This window comes from Microterricola pindariensis, from assembly GCF_002936985.1.
GTDB lineage: Bacteria > Actinomycetota > Actinomycetes > Actinomycetales > Microbacteriaceae > Microterricola > Microterricola pindariensis.
On record NZ_MPZN01000036.1, the window covers coordinates 19,682 to 35,176 of the forward strand.

Here is a 15,495-nt window from a genome sequence, read left to right on the forward strand (position 1 = left end):
GCCCGCGGCGTCCACACTCTGAACTGTTACGCCTGGCTCCACGACGGAGCCGGGAGAAAGGCGAGCCTCGCCATGTCAACACCCCGCACATCCGACCCGATCGACCGCAGCATCGTGGTGGCAGCGCCACGCTTCGAACAGCTCACAGAGCCGCTCGGGATCGGTGTCGCCACGCCTCGGGTCTCCTGGAAGACGCGGATCGAATCCGGCGATGCTGATGCCGCGCCCTTCACCCAGACCGGCTACCAGCTCAAAACGACCAGGGCCGGCGTGGTCACCCTCGGTGAGGTCGTCGACTCCGCCGAGCAGGTGCTGGTGCCGTGGGAGTTTCCCGCGCTCCGCTCGCGGGAGAGCGCCAGTGTGCGCGTGCGGGTGCGTAGCGGCAGTGAGCGCTGGTCCGACTGGAGTGAGCCGGCATCCGTTGAGGCCGGCCTGCTCGAGCCGGGCGACTGGGTTGCCGTGCCGGTCGGCCCGGCCTGGGCGGAAGACCAAGAGGCCGAGCGGCGGCCTCCGCTCGTGCGCCGGGAGTTCACGCTGCCCACTGACATCGCCGCGGCGCGGCTCTACGTGACCGCCCACGGGCTCGCCGAGGTGGAGATCAACGGCATCCGCATCGGCCGCGATGCGCTCGCGCCCGATTGGACCGTCTACGGGCAGCGACTCACCTACCGCAGCTACGACGTGACCGGTGCGCTCACCGCCGGCGACAACGCGATCGGCGCATGGCTCGGCGACGGCTGGTACCGAGGCCGAATCGGCTTCCACGGCGGCTACCCGAACCTGTACGGCAGCGATATCTCGTTGATCGCCCAGCTCGAGGTGACGCATCACGACGGCCGGCGCACAGTGGTCGCCACCGACTCCGACTGGTCGGCGGGCTTCGGACCGATCCTGGCCTCCAACCTGTACTTCGGCGAGCACTACGACGCCCGCGAGGAGCGCGCCGGCTGGTCGGAGCCCGGCTTCGACGATGCCGGCTTCACCCCGGTCGCGATCGCCGAGCGCGACCCGGCGACGATCGTGGCGCCGCAGGGGCCTCCCGTGCGCTGCACCGAGACGCTGCGCCCGGTGAGCGTGTCGACCTCGCCGTCGGGGGCGACCGTCCTCGACTTCGGCCAGAACCTCGTCGGCCGCCTCCGCATCCGGGTCGCCGGGGAGCGGGGGGCAACCGTCACGCTGCGCCACGCCGAGGTGATGCAGGACGGCGAGATCTACACCAGGCCGCTCCGTGGCGCCCTCGCGACCGACCGCTACACGCTGGCGGGCGCCGACACCGAGATCTGGGAGCCGCGCTTCACGTTCCACGGCTTCCGCTACGCCGAGATCACCGGCTGGCCGGGTGAGTTCGACCCGTCGATGGTCGAAGCGCTGGTCTACCACTCCGACATGGAGCGCACCGGCTGGCTGGAGACCTCGGACCCGCTCATCAATCGCCTGCATGAGAACGTGGTGTGGGGCATGCGCGGCAACTTCGTCGGGCTCCCCACCGACTGCCCGCAGCGTGACGAGCGCCTCGGCTGGACGGGCGACATCCAGGTGTTCGCGCCGACCGCCTCCTTCCTCTACGACTGCTCTGGACTGCTCAGCTCCTGGTTGCGCGACGTCGAGGCCGAGCAGCTGGATGACGGAACCGTGCCGTGGTACGTGCCGGTGATCCCGGGCGGCGCCGAGTGGACGCCGATCCGCCCCGGCGCGGTGTGGGGCGACGTCGCTGTGCTCACGCCGTGGGTCTTGTTCGAGCGCTTCGCCGACCGGGGCGTCATCGCGACGCAGTACGGCAGCGCCAAGCGCTGGGTCGACCTGATCGACAAGCTGGCGGGCGACGACCACCTGTGGAACGAGGGGTTCCAGCTGGGCGACTGGCTCGACCCCGCCGCACCCCCGCACGATCCAGCGGATGCGACGACGGATCGCTACCTGGTGGCGACGGCGTACTTCGCCGAGTCCGCGAAGCGTCTCGCAGAGACGGCCGCCGAGCTCGGCCTCGCCGACGATGCCGCCCACTACTTCGACCTCGCAGCTGCGGTGCGCGCGGCCTTCGTCGGCGAGTACGTGTTGCCGAGCGGAGCGCTCACGAGCGACGCGCAGACCGCCTACTCGCTGGCGATCGTGTTCGATCTGCTGCCGAGCGCCGAGCAGCGCAGCTTCGCCGGCAAGCGACTGGCCGAACTCGTGCGGGAGGCGGGCAATCGCATCGCAACCGGCTTCGCGGGCACGCCGGTGATCTCGGAGGCGCTCACCCTCACCGGCCACGTCGCCACGGCCTACGACCTCCTGTTCGAGGACGAGTGCCCCTCGTGGCTCTACACCGTCAAGCAGGGGGGAACCACGATCTGGGAACGCTGGGACAGCCTCATGCCAGACGGCACGGTGAACCCCGGCGGGATGACGTCCTTCAACCACTACGCGCTGGGCGCTGTGGCCGATTGGATGCACACCACGATCGGCGGCATCCGCTCGACGGAGCCCGGATTCCGCCGCATCAGCGTGCGGCCGCTGCCCGACGCAAGGCTCAGCTCCGCCTCGGCTGCCCACGAGTCGCCCTACGGCCGCATCGAGGTCTCCTGGCGGGTGGACGGCGACTCGTTCTCCGCGCGCGTGGTCGTGCCGGTGGGCGTGACGGCCGACATCGAGCTGCTCGGGCAGGTGGCGGAGACCGTCACGCACGGAGTGCACGAGTACCGGATCGCCGCACCGGCCGCGGCGGTGGCCGCGCTCGTGTGATCAGCGGCCGACCCGGGCGCTGCCCGGGTCGGCCGATTGCGCGTCTCCACGTCAACTCGTCGCAAAAGTACATCGGACTGTTCGACTCTGAAAAGGTCGAGACGAGGCACCCCATCGGCGGCGCCGGCGAGATCTACCAGTTTGCTGATCACATCCGGGGGCCCACCGCGTCCGCAGCGAAGGCGAGGCGTCAGCCCACATTTCCCTCTGGGGCGATCTCGGCGATCAGGGCCTCGACGCGGGCCCGGATGTCGTCGCGAATCGGGCGCACGGCCTCGATGCCCTGCCCGGCCGGGTCCTCCAGCTCCCAGTCCTCGTAGCGCTTCCCGGGGAAGATGGGGCAGGCGTCGCCGCAGCCCATGGTGATGACGACGTCCGAGTCGCGGACGGCCTCGGTCGTCAGCACCTTCGGCGCATTGCCCGCGATGTCGATGCCCAGCTCGGCCATCGCCTGGACCGCGACGGGGTTGATCGCGTCCTTCGGCTCCGAGCCGGCGGAAAGCACGTCGATGCGCCCGGCCGACAGCGCGCTCAGGAACCCAGCGGCCATCTGTGAGCGGCCGGCGTTGTGTACGCAGACGAAGAGGACGGAGGGCTTGTCTGGCATGGCGGGTGCGGCTTTCTGTGCGGGAATCCCGGCTGGGAGGGCTGCTGGAATCGTAGATAACTATATTGACGTTTGTCAATGTAGTTGAGACGATGTTCACATGACGTTGACCGACTTGCTCCCCGCCACCGATGTGACCGCGTGCTGTGAACCGCTGACCCGCGAGTCCATCAGTGCGGAGAATGCCGGCGCCCTGGCCAGCACGCTCAAGGCCTTGGCGGACCCCACGCGGCTGCGCCTGCTCTCGATGGTCGCCGCTCACGTCGACGGCGAGGCCTGCGTCTGCGACCTGACTGAGCCCGTTGGGCTGTCGCAGCCGACCGTCTCACACCACTTGAAAATTCTGGTGGAGGCCGGCTTCCTGACTCGCTCCAAGCGCGGCCTCTGGGCCTACTACCGCCTGGTGCCCGGAGCGCTCGACTCGGTCAGCCGCTTGCTCGTCACCATCTGATGACGCGCCCTCTTCCCGCCCTCGCTTCCCCAGGAGACCCTGCATGACCATCGCCGAACTGCCCCTCGCCACCAAGCCCTCCTTCGACCGCCTCGCCGGCCACCCGGTGGCCGTCATTGGTGCGGGGCCCATCGGCCTGGCCGCCGCCGCCCAGCTCTTGGAGCGCGGCATCGACGTCGTGGTCTACGAGGCCGGCGAGACGGCAGGGGCCGCGGTGGCATCGTGGGGGCACACCCGTCTGTTCTCGCCGTGGGAGTACCTCGTCGACGAGGCCGCGGCACGCCTGCTGGACAAGGCAGGTTGGGAGGCCCCCTCCGCCAAGCGCCTGCCCTACGGGCGCGACCTCGTCAACGACTACCTCCTGCCGCTTGCGGCCACCCCGGAACTGGCGCCGCGCATCCGCTACGGCAGCACCGTCGTCGCCGTGTCCCGTCAGGGGATGGACCGCACGCGCACGGGCGGCCGGGCGAAGGCGCCATTCCTGCTGCGGGTGCAGACCACGGGCGGCACCATTGAGCAGCTGGCGCGCGCCGTCATCGATGCGTCCGGCACGTATGCCAACCCCAATGGCCCGCTCTCGAGCGGGCTTCAGCCGGCGGCATCCGAGGTGCAGGCGAGCATCGCCCACGCGCTGCCCGACGTGCTCGGCGCCGAGCGCGCACGCTTCGCCGGCAAGCACGCGCTCGTCGTGGGTGCCGGGCACTCGGCCGCGAACACCCTGCTCAAGCTGGCCCAGCTCGCCGACGAGGCGCCGGGCACGAGCATCACCTGGGCGGTGCGCTCCGTCAGCCCGGTGCGGGTGTACGGCTCGGATGCCGACGAGCTCGAGGCCCGCGGCCAACTCGGCTCCCTGGTGCACGACCTCGTGCGTGCGGGCAAAGTCACCCTCATCGACCGGTTCGAGATCGACGACCTGCGCCCCACCGCGGAGGGCCGCGTCGAGGCGGTCGGGCGCCGCCGTCGCGAAGAGACAGCGATTGAGGCCGACGTCGTCGTGAACGCCACCGGGTTCCGCCCCAACCTGGACATGCTGCGCGAGGTGCGCCTGCACCTGGATGAGATCGTCGAGGCGCCCGCCCGCTTGGCCTCCCTCATCGACCCGAACCTGCACAGCTGCGGCACCGTCTACCCGCACGGCGTCGACGAGCTCGCGCACCCGGAGCCCAACTTCTACATCGCCGGCATGAAGAGCTACGGCCGCGCGCCCACCTTCCTGCTGCTCACCGGGTACGAGCAGGTGCGCTCCATCGCCGACGAGCTCGCCGGCAACAGTGAGGCGGCGCGGCTCGTGCAGCTGACCCTCCCGGACACCGGAGTCTGCTCGACGGCGCTCCCGACCGCCGCGGGGACGCTCCCGCTGCTGGATGTCAGCGCATCCGGCTCCTGTGGAACGGCCCCAGCGGCATCCGCGAGTTGCTGCGGCTGAGGCCGGTGACGGCGCTCGCGCGCTGGCGACGAACAACGGCCCCTCCGCACATGCGGAGGGGCCGTCTCGACTGTGTGTGGCCTAGAAGTGGGTGCCGCCGTCGATGCGCACCTCGGTGCCGGTGATGAAGGCGCCGTCCGAGCTGGCCAGCATGGCGACAACGCCCGCGACCGACTCGGGGCCGGCGAAGCCCTCGCCGATGGCCGGGGTGAGCTTCATGAACAGGCTGAAGTCGGCGTCATCCGGCAGGCCGGGGCCCTGGCTCTGCTTGCTCTCGCCGCTGCCGTCGGTCATGCCGGAGGAGATCGAGCCGGGCTGCACCGAGTTGAAGCGAATGCCCTGCTTGGCGTACTCGGAGGCGAGGGCGTGCGTCATCGACTGCACGCCGCCCTTGCTGGCCGCGTAGGCCGCCATGTAGGGGTGAGCGAACATCGACGAGGTCGAGCTGAAGTTCACCACGGCCGAGCCGTCGCCGTCGAGCAGCGCGGGGATCGCCTCGCGGATCATCAGGAAGGTGCCGACCAGGTTCACGTTGATGACCTGCTGGAAGGCCTCGAGCGTGGTCGAGTGGGTGTGCGAGGAGCGCAGGATGCCGGCCGCGTTCACGAGCACGTCCAGGCCGCCGAGGGCCTCGACGGCGGTCGCGACCGCCGCCTTGACGGATGCCTCGTCGGCGATGTTGACGACGACCGTGCTGAGGCGCTCGGCGGCGTCGCCGGCCTTGGCCACGGTGTCGGCGAGGCCGCTCTCGCTCACGTCGGCGGCGACGATGCTGCCGCCCTCTGCGAGCATGCGCAGCACGGTGGCCTGGCCGATGCCCGAGCCACCGCCGGTGACGATGGCGCGGCGTCCGATGTAACGGTTCATGTCTAGCGACCTTTCAATCAGGGGTGTTCTGCTACACGTTACGCCAACTTGGCACAACGTGCCAGCGATGCAGGATGCGCACAGGTGGCATGGGCGGCGTACGCTCTTTCACATGGATTCCACTCCGCCGAGCCTCACCCAGCGCCGCAAGGCGGCAACCCAGCTGGAGATCGCGCGGGCCGCCGCCCGCCTGTTCGCCGAGCGGGGCGCCGACGCGGTGACGGCCGAGGAGATCGCCCAGCAGGCCGGGATCGCGGTGCGCACCTTCTACCGCTACTTCCGCACCAAGGAGGACGCGGTCGCGCCGCTGCTGACGGTGGGCGCCGGCCACTGGCGCACCCTGCTGGCCGCCGCGAGCCCGCAGGAAGACCTGATCGACGCCCTGGAGCGCACCATCGTCGAGGTGCTCACCCCGCACAGCGATGACGACCTCGAGATGCTGCGCTGGACACTCGGCCTGCTGCACGCGGCGGCGGATGACGCTGCCCTGCGTCTGGTCTGGTACCGCGTCAACGGTGAATCAGAGGTGCAGCTGCGCGAGGTGATCGCGACGCTGGCCGGCCCGGGGGTCGACCCCTACGCTCTGCGGCTGATCGCCGCGGCCGCCACGGACGCGATGTGCATCGCCATCGAGGAGTGCGCGACGGTCGAGGACCCGCTGCTCGACCCCGGCGCGCCTGCCGCCCTGGCGCGTCGCGCGCTGCGCGAGCTCACCCGCGGCGTGCAGCTGCGTCCCCCGGCCGCTGGCGGCTGAGCGGGCCCGCCGCACGCCGGCGCAGGGCCCACCGGGCCGAGCCGCCTAGACCACTGGCGGCGAGAACTCAAGCCATTGCGCCTGCTCGGTGACCCGCAAAGACTGGGTTCATGGAAAGACTCACATCGGAAATTTCTGCGACGAAGCGAGCATTCCCCTCCGTGCAGCCGCGGGGCCCCCTCAGCCGCGCCGTGCTCAACCTCCTCGCCTCTGACGCGCCCAACCCGGAGCCGCTGCTCGGCGAGTTGAGCGAGCTGACGAGCATCGCGCTCGCCGCAAGCAGCGATCTCGTTCGCGACGAAGACATCCAGCTGTGCCTGTTCGTGCTCTACTCGCTGCATTATGGGGATGTCATCGAGCGTGGCGACGAGTGGGAGTGGCATCCGGCACTCGTCGGCGCCCGGCTCGAGATCGAGCGTGCGTTCGAGGCCTCCCTGCGTGCGCAGGTGGCCTGCCCGCCGACGCCGGCCAGCGTGCAGGAGGATGTCGCCGCCGCACTCTTCGACATGACCAGCCCCGACAGCGGCCCCAGCCTCGCCCGCTACGTGGCCAAGCAGGCCACGGATGAGCAGCTGCGCGAGCTGCTGATTCAGCGCTCCGTGTACACGCTGAAGGAGGCCGACCCGCACTCCTGGGCCATCCCTCGGCTGACGGGGCGTGCCAAGGCGGCGCTCATCGAGATTCAGGCGGATGAGTACGGGCAGGGCCGCCCGAACAACGTGCACGCGGCCGTCTACGCCGCCACCATGCGCTCGGTCGGGCTCGACGACAGTTATGGGGCGTACCTCGACGAGGTGCCGGCCATCACGCTCGCCTCGCTCAACCTGATGACGATGTTCGGCCTCAATCGCCGCCTGCGGGGAGCGATCGTCGGCCACCTCGCCGCCTTTGAGATGACGTCCTCCATCCCGAGCCGGCTCAATTCCAACGGATTCCGCCGGCTGGGCTACGGCGAGGAGACCACGCGGTACTTCGACATCCATGTCGAGGCAGACGCGATTCACGAGCAGATCGCCGGGCGGGATCTCGCCGGGGCCCTCGCCGAAGACGAGCCGGAGCTTCTCGGAGACATCCTGTTCGGTGCAGCGGCCTGCCTGGCCGTGGACGGCTGGGCCGGGCAGCACATTCTCGAGGCGTGGCAAGACGGCCGGAGCTCGCTGCGCGTGCGGGACGCCGAGAGTGAGCCCGCGGAGGTGCTGCTGTGACGCACCCCGAGCAGCCGGACGAGGAGACGCTCATCGTGGCCTGCCCCAACGGGCCGCTGCTCGTGCGGGGGCCGATCGAGATCGTCGACCCAGAGGGTGGCCAGTCGATGCACACCAGCCGCACAGTGGCGCTCTGCCGCTGCGGCGTCTCGACGATCAAGCCGTTCTGCGACGGGACGCACAAACTCGTGGACTTCCGCACCGCGACATAGCGCCGCGCGGCCCGGGCGGCGCAGCGCTCAGAGCGTGGGGAGCGGCGCCGGGGCCAGCGAGTGGTGCAGCAGCGCCGAGAGCTGCAGGGCGCCGCCCGCGCGGAACGCCGCGCGTTGACTGTCGGCGCCAGCGCCGTCCCGCAGGCGCTGCGCGAGCGCTGCCTCCACGAAGCCCGCGTCGCCGAGCGTCTGCAGCGCCGGCTGCACGTGCTCCAGGAGCGCCCGCACCACCTCGGCCGTGGCATCCAACTCACCGCTCAGCGGGTTGACCAGCCGGCCGTGCAGGCCGTCGCGAGCCGCCAGCCAAAGTTCCGCGGCGAGAAGCTCGCTCGGCGCTGGAGGCAGCGGAGCGGCGCTCAGGCTGGTGACGACGAGGGCACGCGAGAGGAGGGCCAGCAGCACGGACGATTCCGCATCGAGCTGGGCGTCGAACACCCGTATCTCGAGCGTGGGGAAGCGCTCGGACAGCCGCGCATCCCAGGCGATGCAAGCGAGGTCGACCGAGGCGCCCACGTCGACGATGCGGGCGGCGCGTGCGTCGTAGTCCGCCGCATCGAGGAAGTGGGGCGGGCAGCCGGATGTCGCCCAGCGGCGGGCCAGGAGCGCCCGCCAGCTCGCGAACCCGGTGTCGCGGCCATGCCAGAAGGGCGAGTTCGCGCCGAGCGCGAGCAGCACCGGAATCCACGGGCGAACGCCGTTCAGGGCGTGCACCCCGGCGTCGCGGGACGGCACGTTCACATGCACGTGCAGGGCATTCAGCTGGTGGTCATCGGCGACCGCGCGCACGTCGTCGCGGATGCGTTCGTAGCGCCGCCCGGGGGTCGGGGCGGGCCACTCATCGGTGTCGAATGGCGCGCCCGTTCCTGCAGCGAGCACCCCCATCGACTCCGTGACGCGGCGGAGGCGGGCCCGAAACCCGTTCAGCGCCTCGAACGCCTGCTGCCGCGCGGCGAGCACCGGGGAGGAGTGCTCGAGCTGTGAGGCAAGAAACTCGGCGCCGACGTATCTGGCCACTGCCGGATCGCGCAACAGCTCGAGTCTGGCAGCCTCCGCAGCGGCCACGGGCCGGAGAAGGTCGGAACTCAAGAACATGAATTCCTCTTCGATGCCGAACGCTGTCTCGCTGGCCGGGGTGCTCATGACCCGCTCACTCTGACTTTTCGGGCGGGTAGGGCGCGGAGCGCAGCGCGCCCGCCAGGTGGGCGGCATTGCGGGCGAGGGTGGCGTTCGCGGAGCGCACCGCCTCTGGCGTCTCGCTGAGATCCTTGTAGTCGACTTTCTCCATCGCCCGCCCGTTCCAGTACGTCCCGCCTTGGGCAGGAACGGTGAACCCCACATCGTTCAGCGCCTGGTGCAGGTCGGCGGTGATCTTGTGCGCCCCGTCTTCGTTGCCGACGACGCCGGTGACCGCGACCTTGTGGAAGAGGATGGGCCGGCCGGCGTCATCCGTGACCGAGAGTTCGGCGTCGAGGCGCTCCAGGATGCGCTGCATCACGCTCGACATCTGCCCCACCCAGGTCGGCGAGCAGAAGGCGACGATGTCGGCCGCGAGGATCTTCTCGCGCAGTTGGGGCCACTCATCGGAGCCGCCCATGTCTGTCTCGACGCCGGGTGCGAGGGTGAGGTCAACGGCCCGGGCGATCTCGCCGTGCACATTGTGCAGGGCGAACTGCTCGAGGAGCTGCGTTCCCAGGAGCTCCGTGCTCGACGCTTCGGGTGAGGGCTTCAAGGTTGCGTTGATGATGAGTACAGAGAGTGCTGAATCCGTCATTCCTCAGTTCTATGCGAGCTGGCGTGGGGGCGTAAAGGGCTTGACAAGCGCGCACCGAGGCCCGAAGCCCTCTGCTGGCTAAGCTCGGAACCGTGGACGCCCTCGACCCATCCCGACTCACCCGCGTGATCTCACCGCTCAAGCGCACGCTGCTGCGCGCGGCGCGGCAGGCCGACGGGCTCCCCGACATCCCGGATGCCCAGATCGAGGTGCTGCGCGCCCTGCCGGCCGGGTCCGCGCTGAGCCCCGGCGAGCTGGCCGCCCGGCTGCAGCTGAAGCCCTCGACGATCAGCAATCTGCTGGGATCCATGGCGGATGCCGGCCTCATCACCCGCACGCCGGCTGAGCATGACCGGCGCAGCAGCGAGGTGCGCGCGTCGGACGCGGCGCTCGAGCTGCTCCGACGCTTCGACCAGGCCAGCGGCGCAATCCTGGGGCAGGCGCTGGCGCTGATCGACCCGGGCGAGCGCGCGGCGCTCGCCGCAGCGCTGCCCGCGCTGGAGCGGCTGCAGGGCGCCCTCGAACAGGTATCGGCCGCGGATGGCGCGCACGCCTGACCCACCGGACTCCCGACCGGGGTTGACGGCTTTTAGTTTTGTTGCAAAACTAACTGCACGAATCTCGAAGAGGAGAAGTATGAAGATCGTCATTGCCGGTGCAGGAATCGGCGGCCTGGTCACAGCGCTCAGCCTGCACTCCGCCGGACACCGCGACATCGAGATCTACGAGCGGGTGAGCCAGATCCGCCCGCTCGGCGTGGGCATCAACCTGCTTCCCCACGCCGTGCGGGAGCTCACCGAACTCGGCCTGGGCGAACAAGTGGCCGCCATCGGCGTCGCCACGCGCGAACTCTCCTACTTCAACCGCTTCGGCCAGCTCATCTGGAGCGAGCCGCGAGGCGTCGCCGCCGGCTACCGCTGGCCGCAGGTCTCGCTGCACCGCGGCGAGCTGCAGATGCTGCTGCTCGACGCCGTCATCGACCGGCTCGGCGCGGATGCCGTGCGGCTCGGCCACAGCCTGCTGGGCGTCGAACACGGGGTCGACTCCGACACGGCGCGGTTCGCGCGCGACGGCGGCGAGGAGCTGACCGTGGAGGCCGGGTTGATCGTCGGCGCCGACGGCATCCATTCGGCCCTGCGTCGCCAGCACTACCCGAACGAGGGCGAGCCGATCTGGAACGGGCTGACCCTCTGGCGTGGCACAGCGTCGGCGCCCGGCTACCTGGGCGGGCGCACCATGATCATGGCCGGCGACGGGCAGCAGAAGTTCGTGGCCTACCCGCTGAGCGAGGGCGAGGCGGGCGCCGAGGCGCGGATCAACTTCATCGCCGAGCGTCGGGCCCCGGAGGGCGCCGTGGCGACGGCCGACTGGAACCGGGCGGTCGACCCCGCGCCCATCCTCGAGCTGTTCGCGGACTGGGACTTCGACTGGCTTGACGTGCCGACGCTCATCGCGGCCTCCGAGGAGATCCTCGAGTACCCGATGGTCGACCGCGACCCGCTGCCGCAGTGGTCGTTCGGCCGCTCCACCCTCGTCGGCGACGCCGCCCACGCCATGTACCCGATCGGCTCGAACGGGGCCTCGCAGGCGATCCTGGACGCCCGCACCCTCGCCCACGAGCTCGCGACGAGGCCGACCGTCGCCGAGGCGCTCGCCGCGTACGAGGAGGTGCGCCGGCCCGCCACCGCCGGGCTGATCGAGAGCAACCGCAAGCTCGGCCCGGAGCGGGTCATGCAGATGGCGTTCGAGCGGGCGCCGGAGGGCTTCGCGCACATCCACGACGTGCTCTCGCAGGAGGAGCTGGAGGCGGTGGCGGCCGAGTACAAGCGGGCCGCGGGCTTCCACCCCGACCTGCTGAACCTCCGGCCGTCGCTGTCGGTGCCGGGGGAGGACGCCAGCTGACGACGTCAGCTGACGACGCCCGCGACGTGCGGGGGCACGGCGCGGGCGGCGGGGTGTGTGATGGGCTCGGGGTCTAGCTGATCTTGCGCCGGTAGATGGCGATCGCGCCGGCGTAGGCGACCACGAGGATGCCGACCAGCCAGGCCAGGGCCACCCAGATGTCGCTGCCGACCGGCTCCTGCGCGAACAGCGCCCGGAGGCTGTTCACGATGGAGGTCACCGGCTGGTTCTCGGCGAACCAGGCGACCGGGGCGGGCATCGACTCGGTGGGCACGAACGCCGAGCTGATGAACGGCAGGAAGATCAGCGGGTAGCTGAACGCGCTCGCGCCGTCGACGGTCTTCGCCGAGAGCCCGGCGATGACGGCGAGCCAGGTCAGCGCGAGGGTGAACAGCACCAGGATGCCGGCGACTGCGAGCCAGTCGCCGACGGACGCCCCGGTGCGGAACCCCATGAGCAGCGCCACCCCGATGACGACCGCCACCGAGACCAGGTTCGCGGCCAGCGAGGTGAGCACGTGCGCCCAGAGCACGCTCGAGCGGGCGATCGGCATCGATTGGAAGCGGTCGAAGATGCCGCCCTGCAGGTCGAGGAACAGCCGGTAGGCGGTATAGGCGATGCCCGAGGCGATCGTGATGAGCAGGATGCCGGGCAGCATGTAGTTGACGTAGGACTCGCTGGAGCCGGTGTTGATGGCGCCGCCGAGCACGTAGACGAACAGCAGCAGCAGCGCGATCGGCGTGACGGTCGTGGTGATGATCGTGTCGGGGCTGCGGAGGATGTGGCGCAGCGAGCGGCCGGTCAGTGTGCCGGTGTCGCTGAGCACTTGGGTGGTCATCAGCTTTCCTTTCCTGTCGGCACCGTTTCCGGCGCTTCTTCTGGGTTGCCGGTGTCGCCGACGAGGGCGAGGAAGACGTCCTCGAGGGACGGCTGCTTCTCGACGTACTCGACGGTGGCCGGCGGGAGCAGCCGCTTGAGCTCGCTCAGCGTGCCGTTCTGGATGATGGTGCCCTGGTGCAGGATGCCGATGCGGTCGGCCAGCTGCTCGGCCTCGTCGAGGTACTGCGTGGTGAGCAGCACGGTCGTGCCGCGGTCGGCGAGCTGGCGGATGGTCTGCCACACCTCGATGCGCGCCTGCGGGTCGAGGCCGGTGGTCGGCTCGTCGAGGAAGATGACCGGCGGGTCGCCGATCAGGCTCATCGCGATGTCGAGCCGGCGCATCATGCCGCCCGAGTACGTCGCCGCCTTGCGCTTGCCGGCATCGGTGAGCGAGAAGCGCTCGAGCAGGTCGTCGGCGATCGCGCCCGGGTTCTCCAGGTGGCGGAGCCGGGCGATCAGCACGAGGTTCTCCCGGCCGGAGAGGATGCCGTCGACGGCGGCGAACTGGCCGGTCAGGCTGATCGACTCCCGCACCTCGGCGGGCTGCGCTGCCACGTCGAAGCCGTGCACGGTGGCGCTGCCGGCATCCGCCTTCAGGAGCGTCGACAGGATGCGCACCAGCGTGGTCTTGCCGGCGCCGTTCGAGCCGAGCAGGGCGAAGATGCTGCCCGCTGCCACCTCGAAGTCGACGCCCTGCAGGACGCTCAGGTCTGTGAATGATTTCTCGATGCCCTGAACCCGGATCGCGGGCTCCGGCATCTGCTTCGTGGACATGTCATTTCTCCGTCTCCGGCGCGGTCACGCCTGGTGCGCGGTGGCCTGGTCGATGGCATCGGTCAGGCGCTTGCGCTCTTTGTCGATCCACTGCTTGCCGTCGTAGGCGCGGGCGAAGTCCTCGGCGAACCCGACCGGGTCGTCGCCGACGATCTCGCGCACCGGGGTGCCGTCGACGGATGCCCGCTCCCAGAGGTCGGCGAAGTCGCTGACCATGGTGACGAGCGTGTCGCCGTCGGTGACGCCGCCGTAGTACATGAAGTAGCGCTCGAACGCCTTCGCGGAGCTGCGGTAGGGCTCGGGCAGGGCCTCGATGCGCGCCTTGTACGCCTTGTACTGCTTCTTCTGCTCGAGCGAGCCCGTGAGGGTCTCGATCCACTTTGCGGCCATGGTCATTCTCCTTCGTGATCGTGCTGTGAGTTGTCGCTGTGGCGGTGCAGCTGTTCGATGCGTGCGGCCAAGAAGTCCCAGCTCTTCCAGAACTCGGCGAGGTATTCGCCGCCCTGTGCGTTGAGCGAGTAGACCTTGCGGGGCGGGCCCTTCTCGGACGGGACCTTCTCGACGTCGACGAGGCCGCGCTGCTCGATGCGGATCAGCAGGGCATACACGGTGCCCTCGACGATGTCGGAGAACCCCTGATCGCGCAGCCGGGCCGTGATCTCGTAGCCGTACGCCGGCTGTGCTGCCAGCGTCGCCAGGACGATGCCCTCGAGGGTGCCCTTGAGCATCTCGGTCATCTGCTTGCCCATCGGGCTCACCTTCTATCTACTCTGTGTTGCTGACTACCGGTACATAGTAAGCACGAGTACCGGTAGATAGCAACACTGAATAGCAAGAATCTGAGCAATACCGGAACGAGCCGATATGGTTCTGAACAGGATTGCGAAGGAGCCTTGATGTCACTGCCCCACCCGGAGCTCGAGTTCGTCTTCGAGGTGCGCGTCACCATCGACGAGGCCCTGCGTATCGGGCGCAGCGCCGACGAGCAACTGCACTTCACGCCCATCACCGGAGGGACGGTGAGCGGCCCGCGGCTGAACGGCGAGGTGCTGGCCGGCGGGGGAGACTGGCTGGTCGAGCGCGGGAACACCTGCCAGCTGGAGGCGCGCTACCTGCTGCGCGCCGATGACGGCGCCGTCATCGACATCCTGAACCGCGGCTACTACCGCGCAACTCCAGAGCTCGAGGCACGGATGGAGGCAGGGGAGCAGGTCGACGAGCGCCTCTACTACTACCGCACTGCCCCGGTGTTCCAGACCGACGCCCCCGCCCACCGCTGGCTCGCGGAGAACCAGTTCCTCGGCATGGCCCGCGACGACGGCGGGGATGTCTGCATCCGCTTCTTCCTCGTCCGCTGAGCGGGCGCGTCCTCCTCGACGGAGCGGGCTGCTCGCCCCCGCGGCCCGTGCGCGACGCCGAGAGCCTCGCCGCGGGCGGCCTGTCACACAACCGGTTTCACGCCACTGCTCTGTGCGCCCCGACGGAGGCTGGTGGGGAGGGCCGGGGCGGTGTAAGACGGGTGTCATGGTCCGGATCACGAACACCATCGACATCGAGGCACCGGCGGAGCGGGTCTACTCGACCCTGCGCGCGCTCGACGCCTACCCGAGCTGGCTCAAGCACTCCACGGTGTACCGCGGCACGAGGGCGCCGGCGGCGCAGGCGACGCAGGACGAGGCATCGCAGCGCTACGAGGACTCGACCATGGTCGGCCGAATGCGCGGCGAGATCGTCGAGGAGGCGCCCGCTCGTGCGCTGCAGTTCCACCAGCGCACGGCGTCCGGCAGCCTGGACGCGCGCATCCGCTACGAGCTGGCTGCGGCCGGGGCGGGCACACGCCTCACCCGCACTGGCGAGCTGACGACGCACGGCATCCTCCGCCTCGGGCAGCCGATGCTGGTGCGCATGGCCGCCGCCGAGAGC

General features: G+C 69.9%; 18 protein-coding genes. 10 read left to right on the top strand and 8 right to left on the bottom strand.

The window, feature by feature from the left end:
• Positions 1–72 precede the first annotated feature (72 nt).
• Entirely contained in the window at positions 73–2,724 is a 2,652-nt protein-coding gene (locus GY24_RS11225; protein ID WP_104475776.1) for a glycoside hydrolase family 78 protein, read from the top strand.
• A gap of 190 nt (positions 2,725–2,914) precedes the next feature.
• Here the strand turns inward: GY24_RS11225 and GY24_RS11230 are convergent, their stop codons facing one another.
• Entirely contained in the window at positions 2,915–3,331 is a 417-nt protein-coding gene (locus GY24_RS11230) for an arsenate reductase ArsC (protein WP_104475778.1), read from the bottom strand.
• A gap of 100 nt (positions 3,332–3,431) precedes the next feature.
• Here GY24_RS11230 and GY24_RS11235 point away from each other — a divergent pair, with 100 nt between their 5' ends.
• Together GY24_RS11235 and GY24_RS11240 are read left to right on the top strand one after the other, a co-directional pair.
• Positions 3,432–3,782: an ArsR/SmtB family transcription factor gene (locus GY24_RS11235; RefSeq protein WP_083362501.1), complete on the top strand. Its 351-nt coding sequence runs from the start codon at positions 3,432–3,434 to the stop codon at positions 3,780–3,782.
• 43 nt (positions 3,783–3,825) lie between these two features.
• Positions 3,826–5,208, top strand: coding sequence for an FAD-dependent oxidoreductase (locus GY24_RS11240; RefSeq protein ID WP_104475780.1), 1,383 nt, complete (start codon positions 3,826–3,828; stop codon positions 5,206–5,208).
• A gap of 81 nt (positions 5,209–5,289) precedes the next feature.
• Here the strand turns inward: GY24_RS11240 and GY24_RS11245 are convergent, their stop codons facing one another.
• A complete protein-coding gene (locus GY24_RS11245; RefSeq protein ID WP_104475782.1) occupies positions 5,290–6,075 on the bottom strand; it encodes an SDR family NAD(P)-dependent oxidoreductase in 786 nt (261 codons plus the stop codon).
• A 112-nt stretch (positions 6,076–6,187) separates the two neighbouring features.
• On the opposite strand from GY24_RS11245, the gene GY24_RS11250 reads away from it, so the two are divergent.
• The 3 genes from GY24_RS11250 to GY24_RS11260 all read left to right on the top strand — a co-directional run bounded on the left by GY24_RS11250 (position 6,188) and on the right by GY24_RS11260 (position 8,246).
• The gene (locus tag GY24_RS11250) at positions 6,188–6,829 is read left to right on the top strand and encodes a TetR family transcriptional regulator (RefSeq protein WP_104475784.1); all 642 of its coding nucleotides are present in this window, start codon (positions 6,188–6,190) and stop codon (positions 6,827–6,829) included.
• 110 nt (positions 6,830–6,939) lie between these two features.
• Positions 6,940–8,034, top strand: a complete 1,095-nt coding sequence (locus GY24_RS11255) for an iron-containing redox enzyme family protein (protein ID WP_104475786.1) — start codon at positions 6,940–6,942, stop codon at positions 8,032–8,034.
• Entirely contained in the window at positions 8,031–8,246 is a 216-nt protein-coding gene (locus GY24_RS11260) for a CDGSH iron-sulfur domain-containing protein (RefSeq protein ID WP_083362506.1), read from the top strand. The genes GY24_RS11255 and GY24_RS11260 overlap by 4 nt, the downstream gene beginning before the upstream one ends.
• A 27-nt stretch (positions 8,247–8,273) precedes the next feature.
• On the opposite strand, the gene GY24_RS11265 is transcribed toward GY24_RS11260, so the two are convergent.
• Together GY24_RS11265 and GY24_RS11270 are read right to left on the bottom strand one after the other, a co-directional pair.
• Positions 8,274–9,386 carry a carboxylate-amine ligase gene (locus GY24_RS11265; RefSeq protein WP_161498729.1) on the bottom strand — a complete coding sequence of 371 codons (1,113 nt, stop codon included), beginning with the start codon at positions 9,384–9,386 and terminating at the stop codon, positions 8,274–8,276.
• Between the two features lie 7 nt (positions 9,387–9,393).
• Positions 9,394–10,017: a flavodoxin family protein gene (locus GY24_RS11270; protein WP_104475790.1), complete on the bottom strand. Its 624-nt coding sequence runs from the start codon at positions 10,015–10,017 to the stop codon at positions 9,394–9,396.
• Between the two features lie 125 nt (positions 10,018–10,142).
• Between GY24_RS11270 and GY24_RS11275 the strand changes: the two genes are divergently transcribed.
• Both GY24_RS11275 and GY24_RS11280 read left to right on the top strand, forming a co-directional pair.
• Entirely contained in the window at positions 10,143–10,574 is a 432-nt protein-coding gene (locus GY24_RS11275) for a MarR family winged helix-turn-helix transcriptional regulator (protein ID WP_161498730.1), read from the top strand.
• A gap of 79 nt (positions 10,575–10,653) precedes the next feature.
• Positions 10,654–11,919 (top strand): flavin-dependent oxidoreductase, encoded by a 1,266-nt coding sequence (locus GY24_RS11280; protein ID WP_104475794.1) that lies wholly within the window; start codon positions 10,654–10,656, stop codon positions 11,917–11,919.
• A gap of 73 nt (positions 11,920–11,992) precedes the next feature.
• On the opposite strand, the gene GY24_RS11285 is transcribed toward GY24_RS11280, so the two are convergent.
• Genes GY24_RS11285 through GY24_RS11300 form a run of 4 tightly spaced genes read right to left on the bottom strand, consistent with a single transcriptional unit; the run spans position 11,993 to position 14,321 of the window.
• A complete protein-coding gene (locus tag GY24_RS11285; protein WP_104475796.1) occupies positions 11,993–12,757 on the bottom strand; it encodes an ABC transporter permease in 765 nt (254 codons plus the stop codon).
• Complete coding sequence (locus GY24_RS11290; RefSeq protein WP_104475804.1) at positions 12,757–13,557, bottom strand: ABC transporter ATP-binding protein; 801 nt, start codon at positions 13,555–13,557, stop codon at positions 12,757–12,759. The genes GY24_RS11285 and GY24_RS11290 overlap by 1 nt, the downstream gene beginning before the upstream one ends.
• Positions 13,558–13,596: 39 nt before the next feature.
• Positions 13,597–13,962, bottom strand: coding sequence for a DUF1048 domain-containing protein (locus GY24_RS11295; protein ID WP_104475798.1), 366 nt, complete (start codon positions 13,960–13,962; stop codon positions 13,597–13,599).
• Positions 13,963–13,964: 2 nt separating this feature from the next.
• On the bottom strand, positions 13,965–14,321 hold the full coding sequence (locus tag GY24_RS11300) for a PadR family transcriptional regulator (RefSeq protein WP_083362513.1): 357 nt from the start codon (positions 14,319–14,321) through the stop codon (positions 13,965–13,967).
• Positions 14,322–14,468: 147 nt separating this feature from the next.
• On the opposite strand from GY24_RS11300, the gene GY24_RS11305 reads away from it, so the two are divergent.
• Both GY24_RS11305 and GY24_RS11310 read left to right on the top strand, forming a co-directional pair.
• Positions 14,469–14,930 carry a DUF3237 domain-containing protein gene (locus GY24_RS11305; protein ID WP_104475800.1) on the top strand — a complete coding sequence of 154 codons (462 nt, stop codon included), beginning with the start codon at positions 14,469–14,471 and terminating at the stop codon, positions 14,928–14,930.
• Between the two features lie 166 nt (positions 14,931–15,096).
• Positions 15,097–15,495 (top strand): SRPBCC family protein (locus GY24_RS11310; protein ID WP_133161182.1); only part of this gene is annotated, 399 nt, incomplete at its 3' end.

Bases quoted from the DNA above. Each gene is read 5' to 3' on its own strand.
- GY24_RS11250 (WP_104475784.1), top strand. From the start codon at position 6,188: ATGGATTCCACTCCGCCGAGCCTCACCCAGCGCCGCAAGGCGGCAACC.
- GY24_RS11265 (WP_161498729.1), bottom strand. From the start codon at position 9,386: ATGAGCACCCCGGCCAGCGAGACAGCGTTCGGCATCGAAGAGGAATTC.
- GY24_RS11295 (WP_104475798.1), bottom strand. From the start codon at position 13,962: ATGGCCGCAAAGTGGATCGAGACCCTCACGGGCTCGCTCGAGCAGAAG.
- GY24_RS11245 (WP_104475782.1), bottom strand. From the start codon at position 6,075: ATGAACCGTTACATCGGACGCCGCGCCATCGTCACCGGCGGTGGCTCG.
- GY24_RS11230 (WP_104475778.1), bottom strand. From the start codon at position 3,331: ATGCCAGACAAGCCCTCCGTCCTCTTCGTCTGCGTACACAACGCCGGC.
- GY24_RS11255 (WP_104475786.1), top strand. From the start codon at position 6,940: ATGGAAAGACTCACATCGGAAATTTCTGCGACGAAGCGAGCATTCCCC.
- GY24_RS11300 (WP_083362513.1), bottom strand. From the start codon at position 14,321: ATGGGCAAGCAGATGACCGAGATGCTCAAGGGCACCCTCGAGGGCATC.
- GY24_RS11235 (WP_083362501.1), top strand. From the start codon at position 3,432: ATGACGTTGACCGACTTGCTCCCCGCCACCGATGTGACCGCGTGCTGT.
- GY24_RS11280 (WP_104475794.1), top strand. From the start codon at position 10,654: ATGAAGATCGTCATTGCCGGTGCAGGAATCGGCGGCCTGGTCACAGCG.
- GY24_RS11305 (WP_104475800.1), top strand. From the start codon at position 14,469: ATGTCACTGCCCCACCCGGAGCTCGAGTTCGTCTTCGAGGTGCGCGTC.
- GY24_RS11270 (WP_104475790.1), bottom strand. From the start codon at position 10,017: ATGACGGATTCAGCACTCTCTGTACTCATCATCAACGCAACCTTGAAG.
- GY24_RS11285 (WP_104475796.1), bottom strand. From the start codon at position 12,757: ATGACCACCCAAGTGCTCAGCGACACCGGCACACTGACCGGCCGCTCG.
- GY24_RS11225 (WP_104475776.1), top strand. From the start codon at position 73: ATGTCAACACCCCGCACATCCGACCCGATCGACCGCAGCATCGTGGTG.
- GY24_RS11240 (WP_104475780.1), top strand. From the start codon at position 3,826: ATGACCATCGCCGAACTGCCCCTCGCCACCAAGCCCTCCTTCGACCGC.
- GY24_RS11290 (WP_104475804.1), bottom strand. From the start codon at position 13,557: ATGCCGGAGCCCGCGATCCGGGTTCAGGGCATCGAGAAATCATTCACA.